The sequence below is a fragment of the Variovorax sp. PAMC 28711 genome, assembly GCF_001577265.1.
Classification (GTDB): domain Bacteria; phylum Pseudomonadota; class Gammaproteobacteria; order Burkholderiales; family Burkholderiaceae_C; genus Variovorax.
In genome coordinates, this window is the sequence record NZ_CP014517.1 from 752842 (window position 1) to 770426 (window position 17585).

The 17585-nt window shown below is 65.6% G+C and carries 16 protein-coding genes and 1 pseudogene; 9 read left to right on the forward strand and 8 right to left on the reverse strand.

Going from position 1 to position 17585, the window contains the following annotated elements:
* Window positions 1–108 precede the first annotated feature (108 nt).
* Both AX767_RS03910 and ppnP read left to right on the forward strand, forming a co-directional pair.
* A complete protein-coding gene (locus AX767_RS03910; RefSeq protein ID WP_156480951.1) occupies window positions 109–564 on the forward strand; it encodes a hypothetical protein in 456 nt (151 codons plus the stop codon).
* 75 nt (window positions 565–639) lie between these two features.
* Window positions 640–960, forward strand: a complete 321-nt coding sequence (gene ppnP, locus AX767_RS03915) for a pyrimidine/purine nucleoside phosphorylase (protein ID WP_068628807.1) — start codon at window positions 640–642, stop codon at window positions 958–960.
* Window positions 961–980: 20 nt separating this feature from the next.
* Here the strand turns inward: ppnP and AX767_RS03920 are convergent, their stop codons facing one another.
* Window positions 981–1778 (reverse strand): glycine-rich domain-containing protein, encoded by a 798-nt coding sequence (locus AX767_RS03920; RefSeq protein ID WP_068628809.1) that lies wholly within the window; start codon window positions 1776–1778, stop codon window positions 981–983.
* Window positions 1778–2829: pseudogene (murB, locus tag AX767_RS03925) on the reverse strand (UDP-N-acetylmuramate dehydrogenase). The gene AX767_RS03920 and the pseudogene murB overlap by 1 nt, the downstream one beginning before the upstream one ends.
* Window positions 2830–2872: 43 nt before the next feature.
* Between murB and AX767_RS03930 the strand changes: the two are divergent.
* A complete protein-coding gene (locus AX767_RS03930; RefSeq protein ID WP_068628811.1) occupies window positions 2873–3358 on the forward strand; it encodes a YajQ family cyclic di-GMP-binding protein in 486 nt (161 codons plus the stop codon).
* A 5-nt stretch (window positions 3359–3363) separates the two neighbouring features.
* On the forward strand, window positions 3364–4008 hold the full coding sequence (locus tag AX767_RS03935) for a retropepsin-like aspartic protease family protein (RefSeq protein ID WP_068628813.1): 645 nt from the start codon (window positions 3364–3366) through the stop codon (window positions 4006–4008).
* 22 nt (window positions 4009–4030) lie between these two features.
* Here the strand turns inward: AX767_RS03935 and AX767_RS03940 are convergent, their stop codons facing one another.
* The 6 genes from AX767_RS03940 to AX767_RS03965 form a co-directional block, all read right to left on the reverse strand.
* Window positions 4031–4384, reverse strand: a complete 354-nt coding sequence (locus AX767_RS03940; RefSeq protein ID WP_068633331.1) for a RidA family protein — start codon at window positions 4382–4384, stop codon at window positions 4031–4033.
* A 5-nt stretch (window positions 4385–4389) separates the two neighbouring features.
* Window positions 4390–5025 carry a glycerol-3-phosphate 1-O-acyltransferase PlsY gene (plsY, locus tag AX767_RS03945; protein WP_068628815.1) on the reverse strand — a complete coding sequence of 212 codons (636 nt, stop codon included), beginning with the start codon at window positions 5023–5025 and terminating at the stop codon, window positions 4390–4392.
* 91 nt (window positions 5026–5116) lie between these two features.
* Window positions 5117–6178 carry an aldo/keto reductase gene (locus tag AX767_RS03950; RefSeq protein ID WP_068628817.1) on the reverse strand — a complete coding sequence of 354 codons (1062 nt, stop codon included), beginning with the start codon at window positions 6176–6178 and terminating at the stop codon, window positions 5117–5119.
* 41 nt (window positions 6179–6219) lie between these two features.
* Window positions 6220–7311, reverse strand: a complete 1092-nt coding sequence (locus tag AX767_RS03955) for an ABC transporter ATP-binding protein (protein WP_068633333.1) — start codon at window positions 7309–7311, stop codon at window positions 6220–6222.
* A gap of 14 nt (window positions 7312–7325) precedes the next feature.
* On the reverse strand, window positions 7326–9017 hold the full coding sequence (locus tag AX767_RS03960; RefSeq protein ID WP_443082775.1) for an ABC transporter permease: 1692 nt from the start codon (window positions 9015–9017) through the stop codon (window positions 7326–7328).
* Between the two features lie 29 nt (window positions 9018–9046).
* Window positions 9047–10372 (reverse strand): ABC transporter substrate-binding protein, encoded by a 1326-nt coding sequence (locus tag AX767_RS03965; RefSeq protein ID WP_068628821.1) that lies wholly within the window; start codon window positions 10370–10372, stop codon window positions 9047–9049.
* A gap of 118 nt (window positions 10373–10490) precedes the next feature.
* Here AX767_RS03965 and AX767_RS03970 point away from each other — a divergent pair, with 118 nt between their 5' ends.
* From AX767_RS03970 to AX767_RS03990, 5 genes are all read left to right on the forward strand, one after another.
* Window positions 10491–11393 (forward strand): alpha/beta fold hydrolase, encoded by a 903-nt coding sequence (locus tag AX767_RS03970; RefSeq protein ID WP_068633335.1) that lies wholly within the window; start codon window positions 10491–10493, stop codon window positions 11391–11393.
* Between the two features lie 94 nt (window positions 11394–11487).
* Window positions 11488–14979 (forward strand): response regulator, encoded by a 3492-nt coding sequence (locus AX767_RS03975; RefSeq protein ID WP_068628823.1) that lies wholly within the window; start codon window positions 11488–11490, stop codon window positions 14977–14979.
* A 38-nt stretch (window positions 14980–15017) separates the two neighbouring features.
* Window positions 15018–15800 (forward strand): CheR family methyltransferase, encoded by a 783-nt coding sequence (locus AX767_RS03980; protein WP_082755118.1) that lies wholly within the window; start codon window positions 15018–15020, stop codon window positions 15798–15800.
* On the forward strand, window positions 15797–16381 hold the full coding sequence (locus AX767_RS03985) for a chemotaxis protein CheB (RefSeq protein WP_068628825.1): 585 nt from the start codon (window positions 15797–15799) through the stop codon (window positions 16379–16381). The genes AX767_RS03980 and AX767_RS03985 overlap by 4 nt, the downstream gene beginning before the upstream one ends.
* Window positions 16371–17570 (forward strand): hybrid sensor histidine kinase/response regulator, encoded by a 1200-nt coding sequence (locus AX767_RS03990; RefSeq protein WP_068628827.1) that lies wholly within the window; start codon window positions 16371–16373, stop codon window positions 17568–17570. Before AX767_RS03985 ends, AX767_RS03990 begins: the two co-directional genes overlap by 11 nt.
* The last annotated feature ends 15 nt before the right edge of the window (window positions 17571–17585 follow it).

Sequence of the window (17585 nt, forward strand, 5' to 3'; positions counted from 1 at the left end):
CTGGCCCGATCACATCCAATTCATTCGTTCCGAGGAGTTCATCATGACCATTTCACCCGTCGATCCCTTGTTCTTTCGCTTTCGCGGCCGCAGCCCCTGAGCGCGGGTGTGGCGCAGGCTCAGCAATCGCTGCCGGACGAGGCGCGTGTCGTCTCGACAGCCCAGGCCCCGGACGGGGGCTACAACGTGACCTACGAGTACGCCGGTCGTCGTTACACCACGCACCGACAGCCACCGGGCGCCACGATTCCGGTGCAGGTCAGTGCGATCGGCGTGACCACGAGCCCCGTGTACCAGTCACCCCTGGCTTCTGCGCCCAGCGGCGACGCGCCTGCCTGGGAAAACGTGACGCCGGAGCCGGGTGTGGTGGTGTCGGGCAACCGTCCGGCGCCGGTCTACACGACCGCGCCGGTGTACGTACAGCCGGGCTACGTTCCCGCGCCGGTGTACGTGCAACCCGCCTATGCACAGCCTTACTACTTTCCGCCGGTGGGCGTCTCGCTCAACCTCGGCTATTCGCGCGGATGGGGTGGCGGCGGTTGGGGCCACCGCGGCTGGCGCTGAGCGCCCTCTAGAATCGTCTGCGGCGCGATGCGCTATCAAAACTGTCACAACTTTGACCCCGGAGACGAGAGCGAGATGACGACCGACACCATTGCAGGCGTGACCGTGAGCACCAAGGCCAACGTTTATTTCGACGGCAAGTGCGTGAGCCACAACTTCACGCTCGCCGACGGCACGAAGAAATCGGTCGGCGTGATCCTCCCCGCCACGCTGACCTTCAGCACCGGCGCACCCGAGGTCATGGAAGGCGTGAGCGGCGCCTGCGAATACCTTCTGGCCGACACCACCGAATGGAAGAAGTCGGGCGCTGGCGAAAAGTTCAGCGTGCCCGGCAATGCGTCTTTCCAGATCCGGGTGTCTGGCCAGCCGTACAGCTACATCTGCCACTTCGGCTGATCGGCCTGGCGCGCGGCGCTTCAGTCGCCGCCGCCGCCTCCACACCCGCCGCCGCAGCCCGAGTCGCCACCTCCGCCCCCGCCGTCGGAAGACGATTCGCTGCCGCCAAAACCGCCTGCATCGCCCGTCGAACCGCCATCGGAACTGCCGAAATCGGAACCGCACTGGGCGGTCGAACCGTCGTGCCGGCGTGTGGCATGGCAGTCTGCAACGTACGTCAAACCGCCCGCTACGCCGAATTTCGCGTCGAGCGCGAACAGCAACGGCAAGCGCGTGGGCTTTCGCGGATCGATGCTTTCCTCCTTGCACGCCCAGTACCAGCTGCGCCGAAGCCCGTCGTTGCGACGCGCATCGCGTCCGAGCACTTCCGCCGGGCTGTGGTGCAGCAGCCCGCCGAATGCGGCGTGACACCAGCGCTGGTAGCCCTGCGTGTGCAGGATGAATTCATGCCAGGCCGTGTCGACCACTTTCGAGGGCATGGCGACGAACTTCCGACCGCTGCGCAGATGCGCCATGAAGAACTGGCGCAGGCCGCGCAGCACCAATTCGGCGTCGCGCTCGGCCAGCTCCGGGTGCACGGCGCGAATCTTCGCGACCAGGAAACGCGGGAATTCGGCCTCCCGTACGAATTGCCTGCGGAGGCTGGTTTCGCGCGCCTTCAGCGCGCCCGCCAGCAACACCGACAACGCGACCGTCAGGAAAAAAGCGAAGCCCGTCTTGAAAACGAAGAACGCAGCGATACCGACCAGCCAGAGCAAACGCCGCGACCACACCAGTCCGGCAATGCGCCGCCGGAAGTTGAGCTGCAGCAGGTCCATCAGACCACCACGGGCTCGGGCTCCAGCCGGATGCCGAACCGCTCGTAGACGCTGGTCTGGATCGCTTTCGCCAGGGTCATGACCTCTCCGCCGGTGACGGGATCGGTGTTGCCGCCTCGGTTGACCAGCACCAGCGCCTGCCGTTCGTACACACCGGCATTGCCGACCGATTTGCCTTTCCAGCCGCAGGCATCGATCAGCCAGCCAGCCGCGAGCTTGATGCTGCCGTCGTCCATCGGGTAATGCACGATCTTGGGCTCCGCGCGATGATGTCGGCGCACTGCTCCGGCGTGACGGTCGGGTTCTTGAAGAAGCTGCCGGCATTGCCCAGCACGCGCCAGTCGGGCAGCTTGGCGCGACGAATGGCGCACACCCAGTCGAACACGTCCGCCGCGCTCGGCGTGAAGTTGCCGGTCTCGGCCATCTTGCGTTCCAGATCGAAATAGCCGGCCACTGCTTTCCAGGGTTTCGGCAACCGGAAGCGAACACGCGTGATGAGCGCGCGGCCCGCCAGCCCGAAGTCGTTGGGGCCGCTGCGCGTGTGCTTGAACACCGAGTCGCGGTAGCCGAAGGCGCACTGCGCCGAGTCGAGAGTGAAGGCGCGGCCGGTTTCCAGATCGATCGCATCGAGCGACTCGAACCGGTCTTGCAGTTCCACGCCATAGGCGCCGATGTTCTGCACGGGTGACCCGCCGACGGTGCCCGGGATCAGCGCCAGGTTCTCGAGGCCGGGATACCCGTTGGACACCATCCAATGCACCGCGTCGTGCCATACCTCGCCGGCGCCCGCCTCGACGATCCACGCCTTTGGCGTGTCCTCGACCAGTCGCAATCCTTTGATCTCGACCTTGACCACCAGCGGCTTCACATCGCCGGTGAGCACGATGTTGCTGCCACCGCCGAGAACGAATTTGGGCGCGTCCCGCCAGGTCGCGTCGTCGCGCAGTGCCGCCACGTCCGCCTCCGAGGCAATGCGCACCAGATGCTGCGCGCGCGCGACGATGCCAAAGCTGTTGTAGGGCTGCAGCGGGACGTTGTTCTCCACGATCATGGGAGAATTGTCGCATCCACTTTGCGCCCCATCAGGAGACTTCATGCCGTCTTTCGACACCGTCTGCGAACCCAATATGCCCGAGGTGAAAAACGCGGTCGACAACACTGCCAAGGAAATCGCGACGCGCTTCGACTTCAAGGGCACCGCCGCCGCCGTCGAGCTCAAGGACAAGGAAATCACCATGATCGGTGACGCCGAATTTCAGCTCGTGCAGGTCGAGGACATCCTTCGCGCGAAGCTCACCAAGCGCAGCGTGGACGTGCGCTTTCTCGACAAGGGCGATGTCCAGAAAATCGGCGGCGACAAGGTCAAGCAGGTCATCAAGGTCAAGAGCGGCATCGAATCCGAACAAGCCAAGAAGATCACGCGCATCCTGAAGGACAGCAAGATGAAAGTCACCGCGGCGATCCAGGGCGACTCGGTGCGGGTTACCGGCGCCAAGCGCGACGACCTGCAGGCCGCCATGGCGCTCATCAAGAAAGACGTGCCCGACATGCCGCTGTCCTTCGACAACTTCCGCGACTGAGCCGCATGAAAACCGTCGTCGCCGCCCTGCTGCTGGCGGCCGCCGCGTTGTCGTCCCACGCCGCCGATTCGGTGATGCTCACCGGCACCATCGGCAGCCGCGCGATCCTCATCGTGAACGGCGGTGCGCCGAAGACGGTGGCGGTCGGCGAGACCTTTCAGGGCGTCAAGCTGCTGGCGCTGGCGTCGGAGCAGGCGACGGTCGAAGCGGCCGGCAAGCGCTTGGTGCTGCGCATGGACACGCCGGCCAGCATTGGCGGCGGCGGGAGCAGCGGTGGCGGCGGCAATCGCATCGTGCTGCCGGCCGACAGCCGCGGGCACTTCATGACGCAAGGCACGATCAACGGCCGCACGGTCAACTTCATGCTCGACACCGGCGCCACGTCGGTGGCGCTGTCGGCCGCCGACGCGCAACGCATCGGGCTCGACTACAGCAAGGGCCAGCCGATCCGCATGAACACCGCGAACGGCGTTGCCAACGGCTACCGGCTGCGCCTGAGTTCGGTGCGCGTCGGCGACGTCGAGGTGTACGACATCGACGCCGTCGTCACCGAACAATCGATGCCCTTCGTGCTTCTGGGCAACAGCTTCATCAACCGCTTCTCGATGCGGCGCGATGCCGATCAGATGGTGCTTGAAAAGCGGTTCTGAACGCCCACGCAGTTCGCTGCGTTCAACGTTGTGCCGCGGTGACCACGATCTCGATCAGGTAGTCGGCTTTCGCCATCCGGGCCTGCACCGTGGCGCGCGGTGGCGTGTGGCCCGCAGGAATCCAGGCATCCCACACCTCGTTCATGGCACCGATCTCACCAATGTCGGCCAGGAAGATCTGCGCCATCAGGATGCACGATTTGTCGCTGCCGGCCTCGGCCAGCAAACCGTCGACCATCGCGAGCACTTCCTCGGTCTGGCCCTTGAGGTTCTTCGTCAGGTCGTCCGGCACCTGCCCAGCGAGGTAGACGGTGCGGTTGTGCACGGCCGTTTCCGACAAGCGTGCGCCGACGTGAAAGCGTTGGATGTCGCCCATGGTGTTCAATCCTTTGTCTTCGAGCCGAGCTTCGACTCGGTGCCGGCGACGAGCCGGCGGATGTTTTCGCGATGCCGCCATACCAGCAGCAGGCTGATCACGATCAACGCAATCAGCACAGTGAAATCGAGCGGCCAGGCGATGTTGCCGCCAACGACGTAATAAGCTGGCGCAAAGAATGCAGCGACCAGCGACGCCAGCGACGAGTAGCGAAAGAACACCGCGATGATCAGCCAGGTGACGCCGGTCGCCAGCCCCAGCAGCGGCGCGATGCCGACGATCACGCCGGCCGCCGTCGCGACGCCCTTGCCGCCTTGAAATCCGAAGAACACCGGAAAGAGGTGTCCGAGAAATGCCGCCAGGCCCGCCACCGCCGCCACGCCGTCGCCCATGCCATACGCAGCGCCGTAATGGCGAATCAGAAACACCGGCACCCAGCCCTTGAGCCCGTCGAGCAGCAGCGTCGCCAGGGCCGCGCCTTTGCGACCAGAGCGCAGCACATTGGTCGCGCCGGGATTCTTGCTGCCGTAGCTGCGCGGGTCGGCCATGCCGAGCGCCTTGCTCACGATGACTGCGAAAGACAACGATCCGATCAGGTACGACGCAACGATCGCGACAAGCGATGTCCAATGAAAATTCAACGTGGGCTCCGACCGGAAAAAGGGTGGCTCATTCTGCCAGTGCGGATTGCACCGGCTTCCGCTCGGCCATCCCCGCCTTACGCTGCCAAGTTCACAGCGCCGGGTCGCGAATGTCCCAGCGGATCGTGTCGATTTCGGCCAGCACCTCGGGTGACAACACGGTACCGTACGCGTCGATGTCTTCTTCCAGTTGCGCGACCGAGGTCACCCCGATGATCGTGCTCGCCACCTGCCACTTGGTGTAGCAAAAGGCCAGCGCCATCTGCGTGGGCGTCATGCCGTTGTCGCGCGCCAGTTGGTTGTACCGGCGTGCGGCCTTCAATGCATCGGGGCGGCCCCAGCGTTGCTTGCGCACGGACTCGTAGCTGGAAATGCGCGCGCCCTTCGGTGCGTCCGGGCCGTCGGTGCCGCTCTGGTCGTACTTGCCCGTCAGCAAGCCGAAGGCCAGCGGCGAATAGGCGAGCAGCGACACGTCCAGCCGATGCATGGTTTCGTCGAGCCCGTTTTCCAGTGTGCGGCTCACGAGGCAGTAGACGTTCTGAACTGTGGCAATGCGCGGCAGGCTGTGCTGCTCGGCCAGGCGCACGAACTCGTGCACGCCATAGGGCGTTTCGTTCGACAGGCCGATGTAGCGCACCTTGCCGGCCTTCACCAACCCGCTGAACGCTTCGAGTTGCTCATGGATCGATGTCTGCGTGCGCTCGTTCTTCGGGTCGTAGTAGAGCTGGCCGAAGGCCGGCGTGTTGCGCTCGGGCCAGTGGATCTGATAAAGATCGATCACGTCGGTCTGCAGGCGTTTCAGGCTCGCATCGCACGACGCGACAATGTCGGCAGGCGTCATGCCGGCGCCCTCGCGCACCCAGGGCATGCCGCGCGACGGGCCGGCCACCTTGGTGGCCAGCGTGAGCTTCTGGCGGGCGCCCGGGTTCTTCGCGAACCAGTTGCCGATGATGGTTTCGGTCGCGCCGAAGGTTTCCTTGCGCGCGGGCACCGCGTACATCTCGGCGGTGTCGATGAAATCGACGCCGCGCTCGAGCGAAAGGCCGAGGATCTGGTGCGCCGTGGCTTCGTCGACCTGCTCGCCGAAGGTCATGGTGCCGAGGCAGATCGGGGTGACTTGAAGGTCGCTTTGACCCAGTTTGATTTTTTGCATGGGCGAAATCCTACCGCCCTGCCCCGTTTCGCGCTGCGGCCTCAGTCGGGCAGGAAACGCACCTGACCCGGATCGATGCCCAACTGCACCTTCGCGCCCGGCACCAGCACCGGCTCGCCAGCGTAGTGCACCTCGTCTGCCACCATGAAAGTCTGGCCCACGCGCAGCTTGTAGCGCGACACCTCACCAAGGAATTCGGTGCTTTCGACCACGCCCTCGACCCAGACACGCGCGGCGTCCTGCGGCGTGCCGGCGGGTCGGATGTGAACCTGGTGCGGGCGAAAAGCCATCGCCGCCGGGCCCACCACAATGTCGGCGTCGAGCCCCTGCTGCGGCACCCGCAATTCGCCGACGCCGTCCGCCTCGAACTGCAGCATCCCGCCCTCCTGACCGGTGATACGCCCTTCCAACAAGTTGGCCGTGCCGACGAATCCGGCGACGAACCGGTTGACCGGGAAGTCGAACAACCCCGTGGCCGGCCCAACCTGCTGCAGCACGCCCTTGTCGAGCACGGCCATGCGGTCGGCCGTGGTCATGGCTTCCTCCTGATCGTGCGTGACGAAGATGGTGGTGAGGCCCAAGGTGCGCTGCAAGTGCTTGAGTTCGTCGCGCATCTGCACGCGCAGATTCTTGTCGAGGTTCGACAGCGGCTCGTCGAGCAGCAGCAGCTTGGGTTCGATGACGATGGTGCGCGCCAGTGCCACGCGCTGCTGCTGGCCGCCCGAGAGCTGGCCGGGCCGGCGCTTGCCGTAGTCGGACAGGCCCACCAGTTCGAGCGCGGCGCCCACCTTGCGCTGGATCGCGTCGCGTGTCTCGCGCCGCTCGACCAAGCCAAATGCCACGTTGTCCCACACCGACATGTGCGGCCACAGCGCGTAGCTCTGGAACACCATACCGATGTTGCGCGCGTGCGGCGGGATGTGCGTGATGTCCTGACCGTCGACCAGCAGCTCACCGCGCTGATGCTGGTTGAAGCCCGCGATCAAGCGCAGCAGCGTCGACTTGCCAGAACCCGAGGGCCCGAGCAACGCGAAGAACTCGCCCGGTTCGATCTTCAGGTTGATGTCGCGCAGCACTTCGGTCGTGCCATAGCTCAGGGAAATGTGGCGCGCTTCGAGGGACACCTTTTTCATCTTGTTCATTTCGCTCATGCCGCTGTTCTTTCAGGGGTGCGCGTGCGCTCGACAAAGCGATGCGACGCCCAGGTGCCGAGACCCACCACAACGACCGCCAGCACGCCGAGCGCCGCGCCCGGTCCGCGGCCGGCCGCGCTCTGCATGTAGAGGTAGATGCCATAGCTCATCGGCGCCTGCGATTCGGACGATGTGAGCAGCAAGGTGGCCGACAGCTCCACCGCCGCCGTGATGAAACTGGTGACGAAGCCAGCGAGCATGCCGCCCGCCATGAGCGGCACCATCACCCGACGCACGGTGCGCCAGCGGGTGGCACCAAGGCTTTGCGCCGCTTCTTCCAGCGACATGTGCACCTGCTGCAGGGCCGCCATGCAGGCCCGCAATGCGTACGGCAGGCGCCGCACCGCGTAGGCCAGCATGATCAACACCCAGCTCGTGACGATGGGCGTGTCGGTGAATGGCAAATTCACCCCCTTGAACAGGCGCAGATAACCGATGGCCAGCACCAGTCCCGGGATCGCGAGCGCGACCGAGGCCAGGTAGTCGAGCCATTTGCGCGCCGGCAACGTGGTGCGCAGGATGAGCCAGGCGATCGCAGTGCCGATCACGACATCGAGGCTGGCGGCCAGCACGCAATAGAGCAATGTGTTGCCGATCATCTGCTGCGAGTTCTCGAACACGTTGGCGTAGTGGCCCAGCGTGTAGGCGTCGGGCAGCACCGAAAAGCTCCATACCTTGGCAAAGGACATCAGCAGGATGCCCAGGTGCGGTGCCAGCACGATGAACAGCACCAATGCGATCCAGCCATAGGCCAGCACCGATTCCCAACCGCCCAGCTTGCGCCGCTGCAATGAGCCACCGCCCTTTTGCAGGGTCGCGTAGTCCTTGCCCTTCATCACACGTGCAGCCATCCACAGCGCAAGGATCGAGAACGCGATCATCAGCACGCTGGTGACATAACCCAGCGGATCGTCGATGCCGACCGAGGTGATGCGAAGGTAGGCCTGCGGTGCCAGCATATTGGTCACCCCCATCACCAGCGGCGTGCCGAGGTCGTCGAACACCTTGACGAACACCAGCGCCGCGCCGGCCAAAAAGCCCGGCATCGCCAGCGGAAAGATGATGCGACGGAACAGCCGGAAGCCCTTGGCGCCGAGGTTCAGCGCCGACTCTTCCATGGCACCGTCGATGTTGCGCATCGAGGCCACCAGGTTCAAGAGGATGAACGGAAAGTAATGGATGCTCTCGACAAAAACCACGCCGACGAGGCCATCCATGATCGGAATCTTGAAACCGAAGTACTGATCGAGCAGCAGGTTGACCGACCCGTTGCGTCCGAAGATCAGTTGCAGCGCGACCGCGCCGACGAAGGGCGGCATGATCAAAGGCAGCACGCCGAGCGTCTGGATCAGCAGCGCACCGCGAAACTCGAACCGCACCGTGAGGTACGCCAGCGGCACCGCGATCAGCGAGGCGAACAACACGCTCGCCAGCGACACGATCAGGCTGTTGAAAAACGATTCGCGAAAGATGCTCTGCGCGAAGAAGTTGGCGAAGTGCCCGAGCGTCAGGCCGCCGGTTTCGTCGACGAAGGCCGTGAAGATCACCAGCCCGACGGGGATCAACAAAAAGACCAGCAAGAAGGCGCCGACCGCTGCCGCCACCGTCCATGCACCCCAGCCTGCACCCGCTTTCCTCAAGCGAATCGGTGCCGCCTCCTCCCCTGTGGCCGCCGTCACTTGACGAGCGCCGCGGCCTGGTCCGCGAGCTCGGTGGCCTTCGCGTAATGGGTCTTCGCCTTCGAGGCCCAGAGTTCTTCTTGCCCCGTGAGCTGCTTCGACACCGCGACGTCACGCCGGTTCTTGCGGAACAGTTCGAGGAACTGTTCGTTCTTCACGTTGTCCTGTCCGACCAGCGGCGAGTAGGCAAAAGCTCTGGCCTGCTTCACAAGCTCGCTGGCTTGCGCGTTGGGCTTGGCCTTGAGCTTTTTTTCCGCATCGTGGATCGCCTTCGTCGCGCCTTGCAGCTCTTTCAGGCGGAAGGTCACCATTTGGTCGAACATGCTCACCACCACTTGGTAGCGCGCCTCCGACAGCTCGGAGTTGAACTGCACCTTCGCCTTCTTCGCCACCGCCTGGATGTCGGGGTAGCCGGCGGGCACCTTGAGGTCGGCATAGGGCAATACCGGTAACCGGCTGATCTTCGGGTCGAACAGGATCTGCTGACCGTCCTTCGAGAGCGTGAAGGCAATGAACTTCTTCGCCTCTTCGGCGTTCTTGCCGCCGGTGACCAGACCGATGTTGGCCGGCACCACGGCCGTCACGCTCGGGTAGGCAAAGTCCACCGGAAAGCCGGAGTACTTGCCCGCCAGTCCGAAGAAATCGATGACCAGGCCCACGCCGTATTGCCCACTGTTCACGCCGTCGGGCACGCCGAAGCTGCGGTCGGTCACTGCCGCACAGTTGCCCATGATCTGCAGCAGTTCGGTCCAGCCTTTGTCCCAACCCTCGCCCTGCAGCAGCGTCTCGACCGTGAGGTGCGTCGTGCCAGAGCGTGAGGGTGAACTGATCGCCACGTGCCCGAAATACTCCGGCTTCGCCAGGTCGCTCCATTCGCTGGGCACCGGCAGCTTGTTGGCCTGCAGGTAGCGGGTGTTCCACATCATCCCGTAACCGGCCAGTGCCTGGCCGTAGTAGAGGCCCTGAGGGTCGTTGATCGGGTAGTTGCCGATCTTTTCGGGCACCTTCGGGTTCTTGACGTCGGGCGCGGCCGTTAACAGCTTGTCGCGCGCCAGCACCTCGAACGCGTCGGGCGCCGAAGCCCACATCACGTCCGGCCGCTGACCCACCGCGAGCTCCTTGATGTAGGCGATGGAGGCGGTGGTGTTCTTGTTCAGCACCTCGATCTTGATGCCCGGATTGGCCGCCTCGAACGCTTTCTTGTAGGGGTCGGTCAGGTCTTTGGCGAAGGACGTGACCACGGTCACCGTGCCGGCCTGGGCCGTGCACCAGCCGAGCAACAGGCTGGCGGCGAGCAGGCGAAGTGGGGGTGTGCGTGGCATGCGGTGTCTCCCTGTGAAAGCGGTTCGAGTGGCCTTGACTCTAGTGGCGCGCTATGGCGAACGCCTCCTGCATAACCCTAGGGTGAACCCGTCGCGCCGCCTTCTTATGATCCTGCCCATGTACCAGCCCCGCCGACCTTCCAAGAGCGAATTCATTCCCCTGCGCGGCCTGCGCTACCACGTGCTCTCGTGGGGCGAGCCGACCCCGGGGCGCGCGCCGCTGGTCATGGTGCATGGGTGGATGGACGTGGCCGCGTCATGGCAGTTCGTGATCGACGCACTGGCCGAAGACCGCCATGTGATCGCGCCCGACTGGCGCGGTTTCGGGCTCACCGAATGCGGCGCCGACCACTACATCATGGGCGACTACATCGCCGACCTCGACTGCCTGCTCGACCACTGCGCCGGCGACGCGGCGGTCGACCTGGTCGGCCACAGCATGGGCGGCAACGTGTCGATGCTCTACGCCGGCGTGCGGCCGCAGCGCATCCGGCGCCTGGTCAACCTCGAAGGCTTCGGCATGCCGGCGGCCGACCCGGAAGACGCGCCGGCGCGCTACGGCAAGTGGATCGACGAGCTCAAGCGCCTGCACCGCGGCGAGCTCGACCTGAAAGCCTACCCCGCCATCGACGGCGTCGCGCGCCGACTCATGAAGACCAACCCGCGCCTCACCCCTGACAAAGCCCACTGGCTTGCAAGCCATTGGGCGCGCCAGCGCGGCGACGGCCTTTGGGAAATCCTCGGTGAGCCCGGCCACAAGATCAGCAGCGCGCAGATCTACCGGCTCGACGAAGTGCTCGCGCTCTACCGGCGCATCAGCGCACCGCTGCTCGCCGTCGAAGCGGCCGATGACAGTCTCACAACGTGGTGGAAGGGCCGTTACACGTTGGCGCAGTACCACGAGCGCCTGCAGTCGGTGCCCGACGCGCGGGTCGCGCGGGTCGAGGACGCGGGCCACATGCTGCACCACGACCAGCCAGCGAACGTCGCGAAGCTGATCGAAAACTTTTTCGCTGCCTGAGTCGAAGCAGGCCCCGCAAGGCGCGGCGTTCACTGACAGCGCGACGGGGATCGCTCGGGCACACTCGACAGGTTTTGCTCACTCCAGCCGCACCATGAAAAGCCAGCCCGCGATTGATCCCCAAGCTTTCCAACGCGTGCTCAGCCGCAACGTCAAGTTGCCGCTCGTGGCCGGCGTGCTCGGTGCGGCCGTTTTCGTCGGGCTCATCTTCTATCTCTTGTCGGTGATCGGCTGGGTCGAGCACACCGACCAGGTCACGCGCAACGCGACCGAGGCCCAGCGACTGAGCGTGGACATGGAGTCGAGCATGCGCGGCTACCTCATCAGCGGCGACGTGCGCTTTCTCGATCCGTACCAGTCGGCGCAGTCTCGCATCGACGGCGAGTTGGGCGCCTTGCGTGCACTGGTGGCCGACAACAAGGCCCAGGTGGCGCGCGTCGACCGCATTGCCGCTGCCCAAACGAGCTGGGACGCGTATGCGGCAGACCTGATCGCCTTGCGCCGCGCCGACCAGGACTATCGGCAAAGCGTGAACGCGGGTCGCGGCAAGGCGCTGAGCGACGCGATGCGGTCCGATTACGCCACCTTTCTCAACATCGAGCAGAACCTGCGCTTTCAGCGCAACAACGACGCGAACCGCACGAGCCTGCTGGTGGTGGGCGCCTATGTGCTGTTCAGCCTGTTGCTGACCGGCGCGCTCGGCTACTTCGGCCGTCGCCAGCTGGCCCAGCTGTCGGGCAGCTACGAAGCTGCACTCGCGGAGCAGACCGCCCATTCCGAAGTGCTGCAGCAGCAAGCGTGGCTGCGCAGCGCACAAAACGAACTGGCGGGCGAGCTCGTGGGGCAGCTCAGCGTGCAGGAACTGGGGCGCAAGACGCTGGCGTTCTTCGGCCGCCACATCGGCAGCAACGTTGGCGCGCTCTACCTGCGCGAACCGCAGGGCCAGCTGCGGCGCGCGGCTGCCTACGGCTTTTCGGCGGCGGCGGAGGCCAGTCCGCAGATCTTCTCGGGCACGCAGGGCTTGCTCGGGCAGGCCGCGACCGAGCGCCGCACCGTGCTGGTCGAGCCGGTGGAGGCCGACTACCTCAAGGTCAACTCGGGCCTCGGCGAGACCGCGCCGCGTGCGGCGCTGCTGCTGCCGGTGACGCACGAAGGCCAGGTCAACGGCGTGATCGAGCTCGGTCTCATGCGCGCGCCCAACGAGCGCGCGACCACGCTGCTCGACACCGTGGCCGGCACCATCGGCAGTGCGGTCGCGGGATCGCGCTATCGCGAACAGCTGCAGGACGTGCTGGCCGAAACCCAGCAACTGAACGAAGAGCTGCAGGTGCAGCAGGAAGAGCTGCGCACCGCGAATGAAGAACTCGAAGAGCAGTCGCGCGTGCTGCGCCAGTCGCAGGCAACGCTGGAAAACCAGCAGGCCGAACTGGAGCAGACCAACAGCCAGCTGTCGGAGCGCACCGATGCCCTCGACCAGCGCAATGCCGCCCTGAAGCGCGTGCAGCTCGATCTCGAAGACCGCGCCGAAGAACTGCAACGCGCCAGCCGCTACAAGTCGGAGTTCCTCGCCAACATGTCACACGAGCTGCGCACGCCGCTCAACAGCGCGCTCATCTTGTCCAAGCTGCTGGGCGACAACCCGCAGGGCAACCTGACGCCCGAGCAGGTGAAGTTCGCGGAGTCGATCTACTCGTCGGGCAACGACCTGCTGGTGCTCATCAACGACATCCTGGACATCGCCAAGGTCGAGGCCGGCAAGCTCGAAGTGCAGCCAGAAGTGGTGGCCGTCAACAGCGTGGCCGAGAGCCTGCGCATGACGTTCACGCCGCTCGCCAACGACAAGAAGCTGGCGTTCGAACTCGACGTCGCGCCCGATGCGCCGGTCAGCCTGGTCACCGATCGGCAGCGCGTCGAGCAGATCCTGAAGAACCTGCTCTCGAATGCGCTGAAGTTCACGGACCGCGGTACCGTGCGGCTTCACGTCTCGGCACGAGCGGGCGGCGGTGCGCAGTTTGCGGTGAGCGATTCCGGCATCGGCATCGCGGTCGACCAGCAGGACGTGATTTTCGAAGCCTTCCGGCAAGCCGACGGCACCACCAGCCGGCGCTATGGCGGCACCGGCCTCGGCCTGTCGATCTCGCGCGACCTCACGCGCCTGCTCGGCGGCGAGCTGCAGGTGCACAGCGTGCCCGGACAAGGCAGCACCTTCACGCTCGCACTGCCGGCCGACATCGCCCAGCCGCTGACCGCCGCGGAGCGCAGTGACGGTGCGGCAACCGCACCGCAGCCCAGGCCGCTGCGCGCCACGGGCATGCCGGCCGCCAAGCCCGCGGCCTCACCGCTCGTGCCCGCGCCCGACATCCCGCAGTTTGCCGACGACCGCGCGTTGCCGCCCGACCTGTCGCGCCGCGTGCTCGTCATCGAAGACGAGCCGCAGTTCGCGCACATCCTCTACGACCTGGCGCACGAGCTCGGTTACCGCTGCCTCGTGGCGCACGGCGCCGCCGACGGCTTCGCGCTGGCGCGGCAGTACGTGCCCGACGCGATCCTGCTCGACATGCGGTTGCCCGACAGCCCCGGCCTCGGCGTCTTGCAGCACTTGAAGGACGACTCGCACACGCGGCATATCCCGGTGCACGTCGTGTCGGCACAAGACCAGTCCGAGGCGGCGCTGCACATGGGCGCGATCGGCTACGCGCTCAAGCCCGCATCGCGCGACCAGTTGAAGGACGTGTTCGCCAAGCTCGAACAGAAGCTCTCGCAAAAGGTCAAGCAGGTGCTGGTGGTGGAAGACGACGCACTGCAACGCGACAGCGTGATCCACTTGATTGCCGACGACGACGTGGCGATCACCGCCGTGGGCACCGGCGAGGAAGCGCTGGCGCTGCTGCGCACCCGGGTGTTCGATTGCATGATCACCGACCTGAAGCTGCCCGACCTGCAGGGCAGCGAGTTGCTGCAGCGCATGGCGCTGGAAGACATCGTGTCGTTCCCGCCCGTCATCGTCTACACCGGCCGCAACCTCACGCGCGCCGAAGAGGCCGAGCTGCTGCGCTACTCGCGCTCGATCATCATCAAGGGCGCGCGTTCGCCCGAGCGCCTGCTCGACGAGGTGACGCTGTTCCTGCACAAGGTCGAATCGGAACTGTCGAGCGAACGCCAGACCATGCTGAAGACGGCGCGCGGGCGCGACCGCGTGTTCGAAGGCCGCCGCATCTTGCTGGTGGACGACGACGTGCGCAACATCTTCGCGCTGACCAGCGCGCTGGAGCAGCGCGGCGCGGTCGTCGAGGTCGGCCGCAACGGCATCGAGGCGCTCGCCAAGCTCGACGAGGTGCCCGACATCGACCTGGTGCTGATGGACGTGATGATGCCGGAGATGGACGGCCTCGAAGCCACGCGCCGGCTGCGCCAGGACGCACGCTTCCAGAAGCTGCCGGTGATCGCCGTCACCGCCAAGGCCATGAAGGACGATCAGGAGCAGTGTCTCGCCGCCGGTGCGAACGACTATCTGGCCAAGCCCGTCGACCTCGATCGCCTGTTCTCGCTGCTGCGCGTCTGGATGCCGAAGATGGAGCGGCTGTGAATCTGCCGGACGACACCGAGATCGAGCTTCGCCTGCTGATGGAGGCGATCTACCTCAAGTACAACCACGACTTTCGCGACTACACCGGTGCCTCGCAAAAGCGGCGCGTGCTGTATGCGCTCGAGCAGATGGCGCTGCCGACCATCTCCGCCCTGCAGGAGCGCGTGCTGCGCGAGCCGACGCTGTTCGCGCAGCTGCTGCAGTTCCTCACCATTCCGGTGAGCGAGATGTTCCGCGACCCGCCCTACTTCAAGGCGCTGCGAACCCAGGTCGTGCCGGTGCTTCACACCTATGCGTCGATCAAGGTCTGGGTGGCCGGTTGCAGCACGGGCGAAGAGGTGTATTCGCTGGCGATCCTGCTGCGCGAGGAAGGCCTGCTCGAGCGCTCGCTGATCTACGCGACCGACATCAATCCGGCCTCGCTCGAGAAAGCGCGGCAGGGCATCTTCCCGCTCGAATCGGTGCGCGGCTACACCGCCAACTACCAGCGCGCCGGTGGGCAGCACGCGTTTTCCGGCTATTACACAGCGGCCTACGATGCCGCCCGCTTCGACCCGTCGCTGTGCGCCAACGTGATCTTCGCGGACCACAGCCTGGCGACCGACAGCGTGTTCGCCGAAACGCATCTGGTGTCGTGCCGCAACGTGCTGATCTACTTCAACCGGCAGCTGCAGGACCGCGCGCTCGGGCTCTTCCACGAGTCGCTGTGCCACCGCGGCTTTCTGGGGTTGGGCAGCAAGGAGAGCATCGATTTCTCGGCCTATGCCGGGCGCTTCGACACGCTGGCCCGCGCCGAACGCCTCTACCGCAAGGGCGCATGAGCTTGCCTCTGGTCGATGCGGTGGTGATTGGTGCTTCCGCCGGTGGCGTGGATGCGCTCATGGTGCTGCTCGCCGGCTTGCCGGCCGGCTGGCGGCTGCCACTGGTCGCGGTGCTGCATCTGCCCGAATCGCACGAGAGCCGGCTCGCCGAAGTGTTTCGTGCGCGCCTGCCGATCGCCGTGCACGAGGCACAAGACAAGGCGCCCATCGCACCGGCGACGCTCTATTTCGCGCCCCCCGGCTACCACCTCTCGATCGAGCGCGACCGACGGTTCTCACTCAGCTGCGAGCCGCCGCTGCACTGGTCGCGCCCGGCCATCGACATGACGATGAACTCGGCGGCCGACGCCTACGGCCCGTCGCTCGCCGGGCTGCTGCTGACAGGCGCCAATGAAGACGGCGCGGCCGGACTCGCGCGCATCCATCGGGCCGGTGGCCTCACGGCCGTGCAGGACCCTGAGGAGGCCCAGGTGGCCACGATGCCACTGGGCGCGCTCGCACGCCATCGCCCCGACCACATACTTCCCCTGCGCGAACTGCGCGAACTGCTGATGCAACTGGACGCCGCCCATGCCCCTTGAACACGAAAGCAAGCTGCTGCTCGTCGACGACCTGCCAGACAACTTGCTGGCGCTGGAGGCCCTGGTGCGCGGCGCGGGCCGCACCGTGTTCCAGGCCGACTCGGCCGACGCGGCGCTGGCCCTGATGCTCGAACACGAGTTCGCGCTGGCAATCCTCGATGTGCAGATGCCCGGCATGAACGGCTTCGAGCTGGCCGAAATGATGCGCGGCACCGAGCGCACCCGGCACATCCCGATCATCTTCGTGAGCGCGGCAGGCAGCGAACTGAACTACGCGTTCAAGGGATACGAGAGCGGCGCCGTCGACTTCCTGCAGAAGCCGCTGGACGGCCATGTGGTGCAGAGCAAGGTCAACGTCTTCGTCGATCTCTACCAGCACCGCAAGGCGCTCAAGCAGGAAATGGACGCGCTCGCCGCCGCCCATCGGCAGACGGAGGCGGTGGTCGCGCAACTGCAGACCACGCAGGCCGAACTGCAGCGCGCGGTGCGCATGCGCGACGACTTCATGTCGATGGTGTCGCACGAACTGCGCACGCCGCTCAACACGCTCTACCTGGAGACGCAGGTGCGCAAGATGCACCTTTCGCGCGGCAACACCGCCCCTTTCGAAGCCGATCGGCTGCCCGCAATGATCGACCGCGACCAGCGCCAGATCATGAACATGGTGCGGCTGATCGACGACATGCTCGACGTCTCGCGCTTGCGCAGCGGCAGCCTATCGATCCAGCCTGCGCCGGTCGACCTCGCGAGCCTTGCAGAACGCGTGATCGAGAATCTCGCGCAGCAGGCGGAAGTGGCCGGCTGCGTGGTCACCCTCGACGCGCCCGCGCCGGTCGAGGGACTGTGGGACGGCTTCCGCATCGAGCAGGTCGTGACCAACCTGCTGACCAATGCGATGCGCTACGGCGGCGGCAAGCCGATCGCCGTGACGGTCGCCCAGTCCGCCAACGAGACGCGGCTGTCGGTGCGGGACGAAGGCATCGGCATCGCGCCGGAAGACCATGTGCGCATCTTTGGCCAGTTCGAGCGCACCGACAACAGCCGCAAGAAAGTGTCGGGGCTGGGTCTGGGCCTGTACATCACGCAGCAGATCGTCGAGGCGCACGGTGGCCACATGGTGGTGGAGAGCGCCCTCGGCGAGGGCGCCCGTTTCGTCGTGGTGCTCCCGCCACGGCCACCAGCGCAGTAGCCCCGGTTGTGGCGT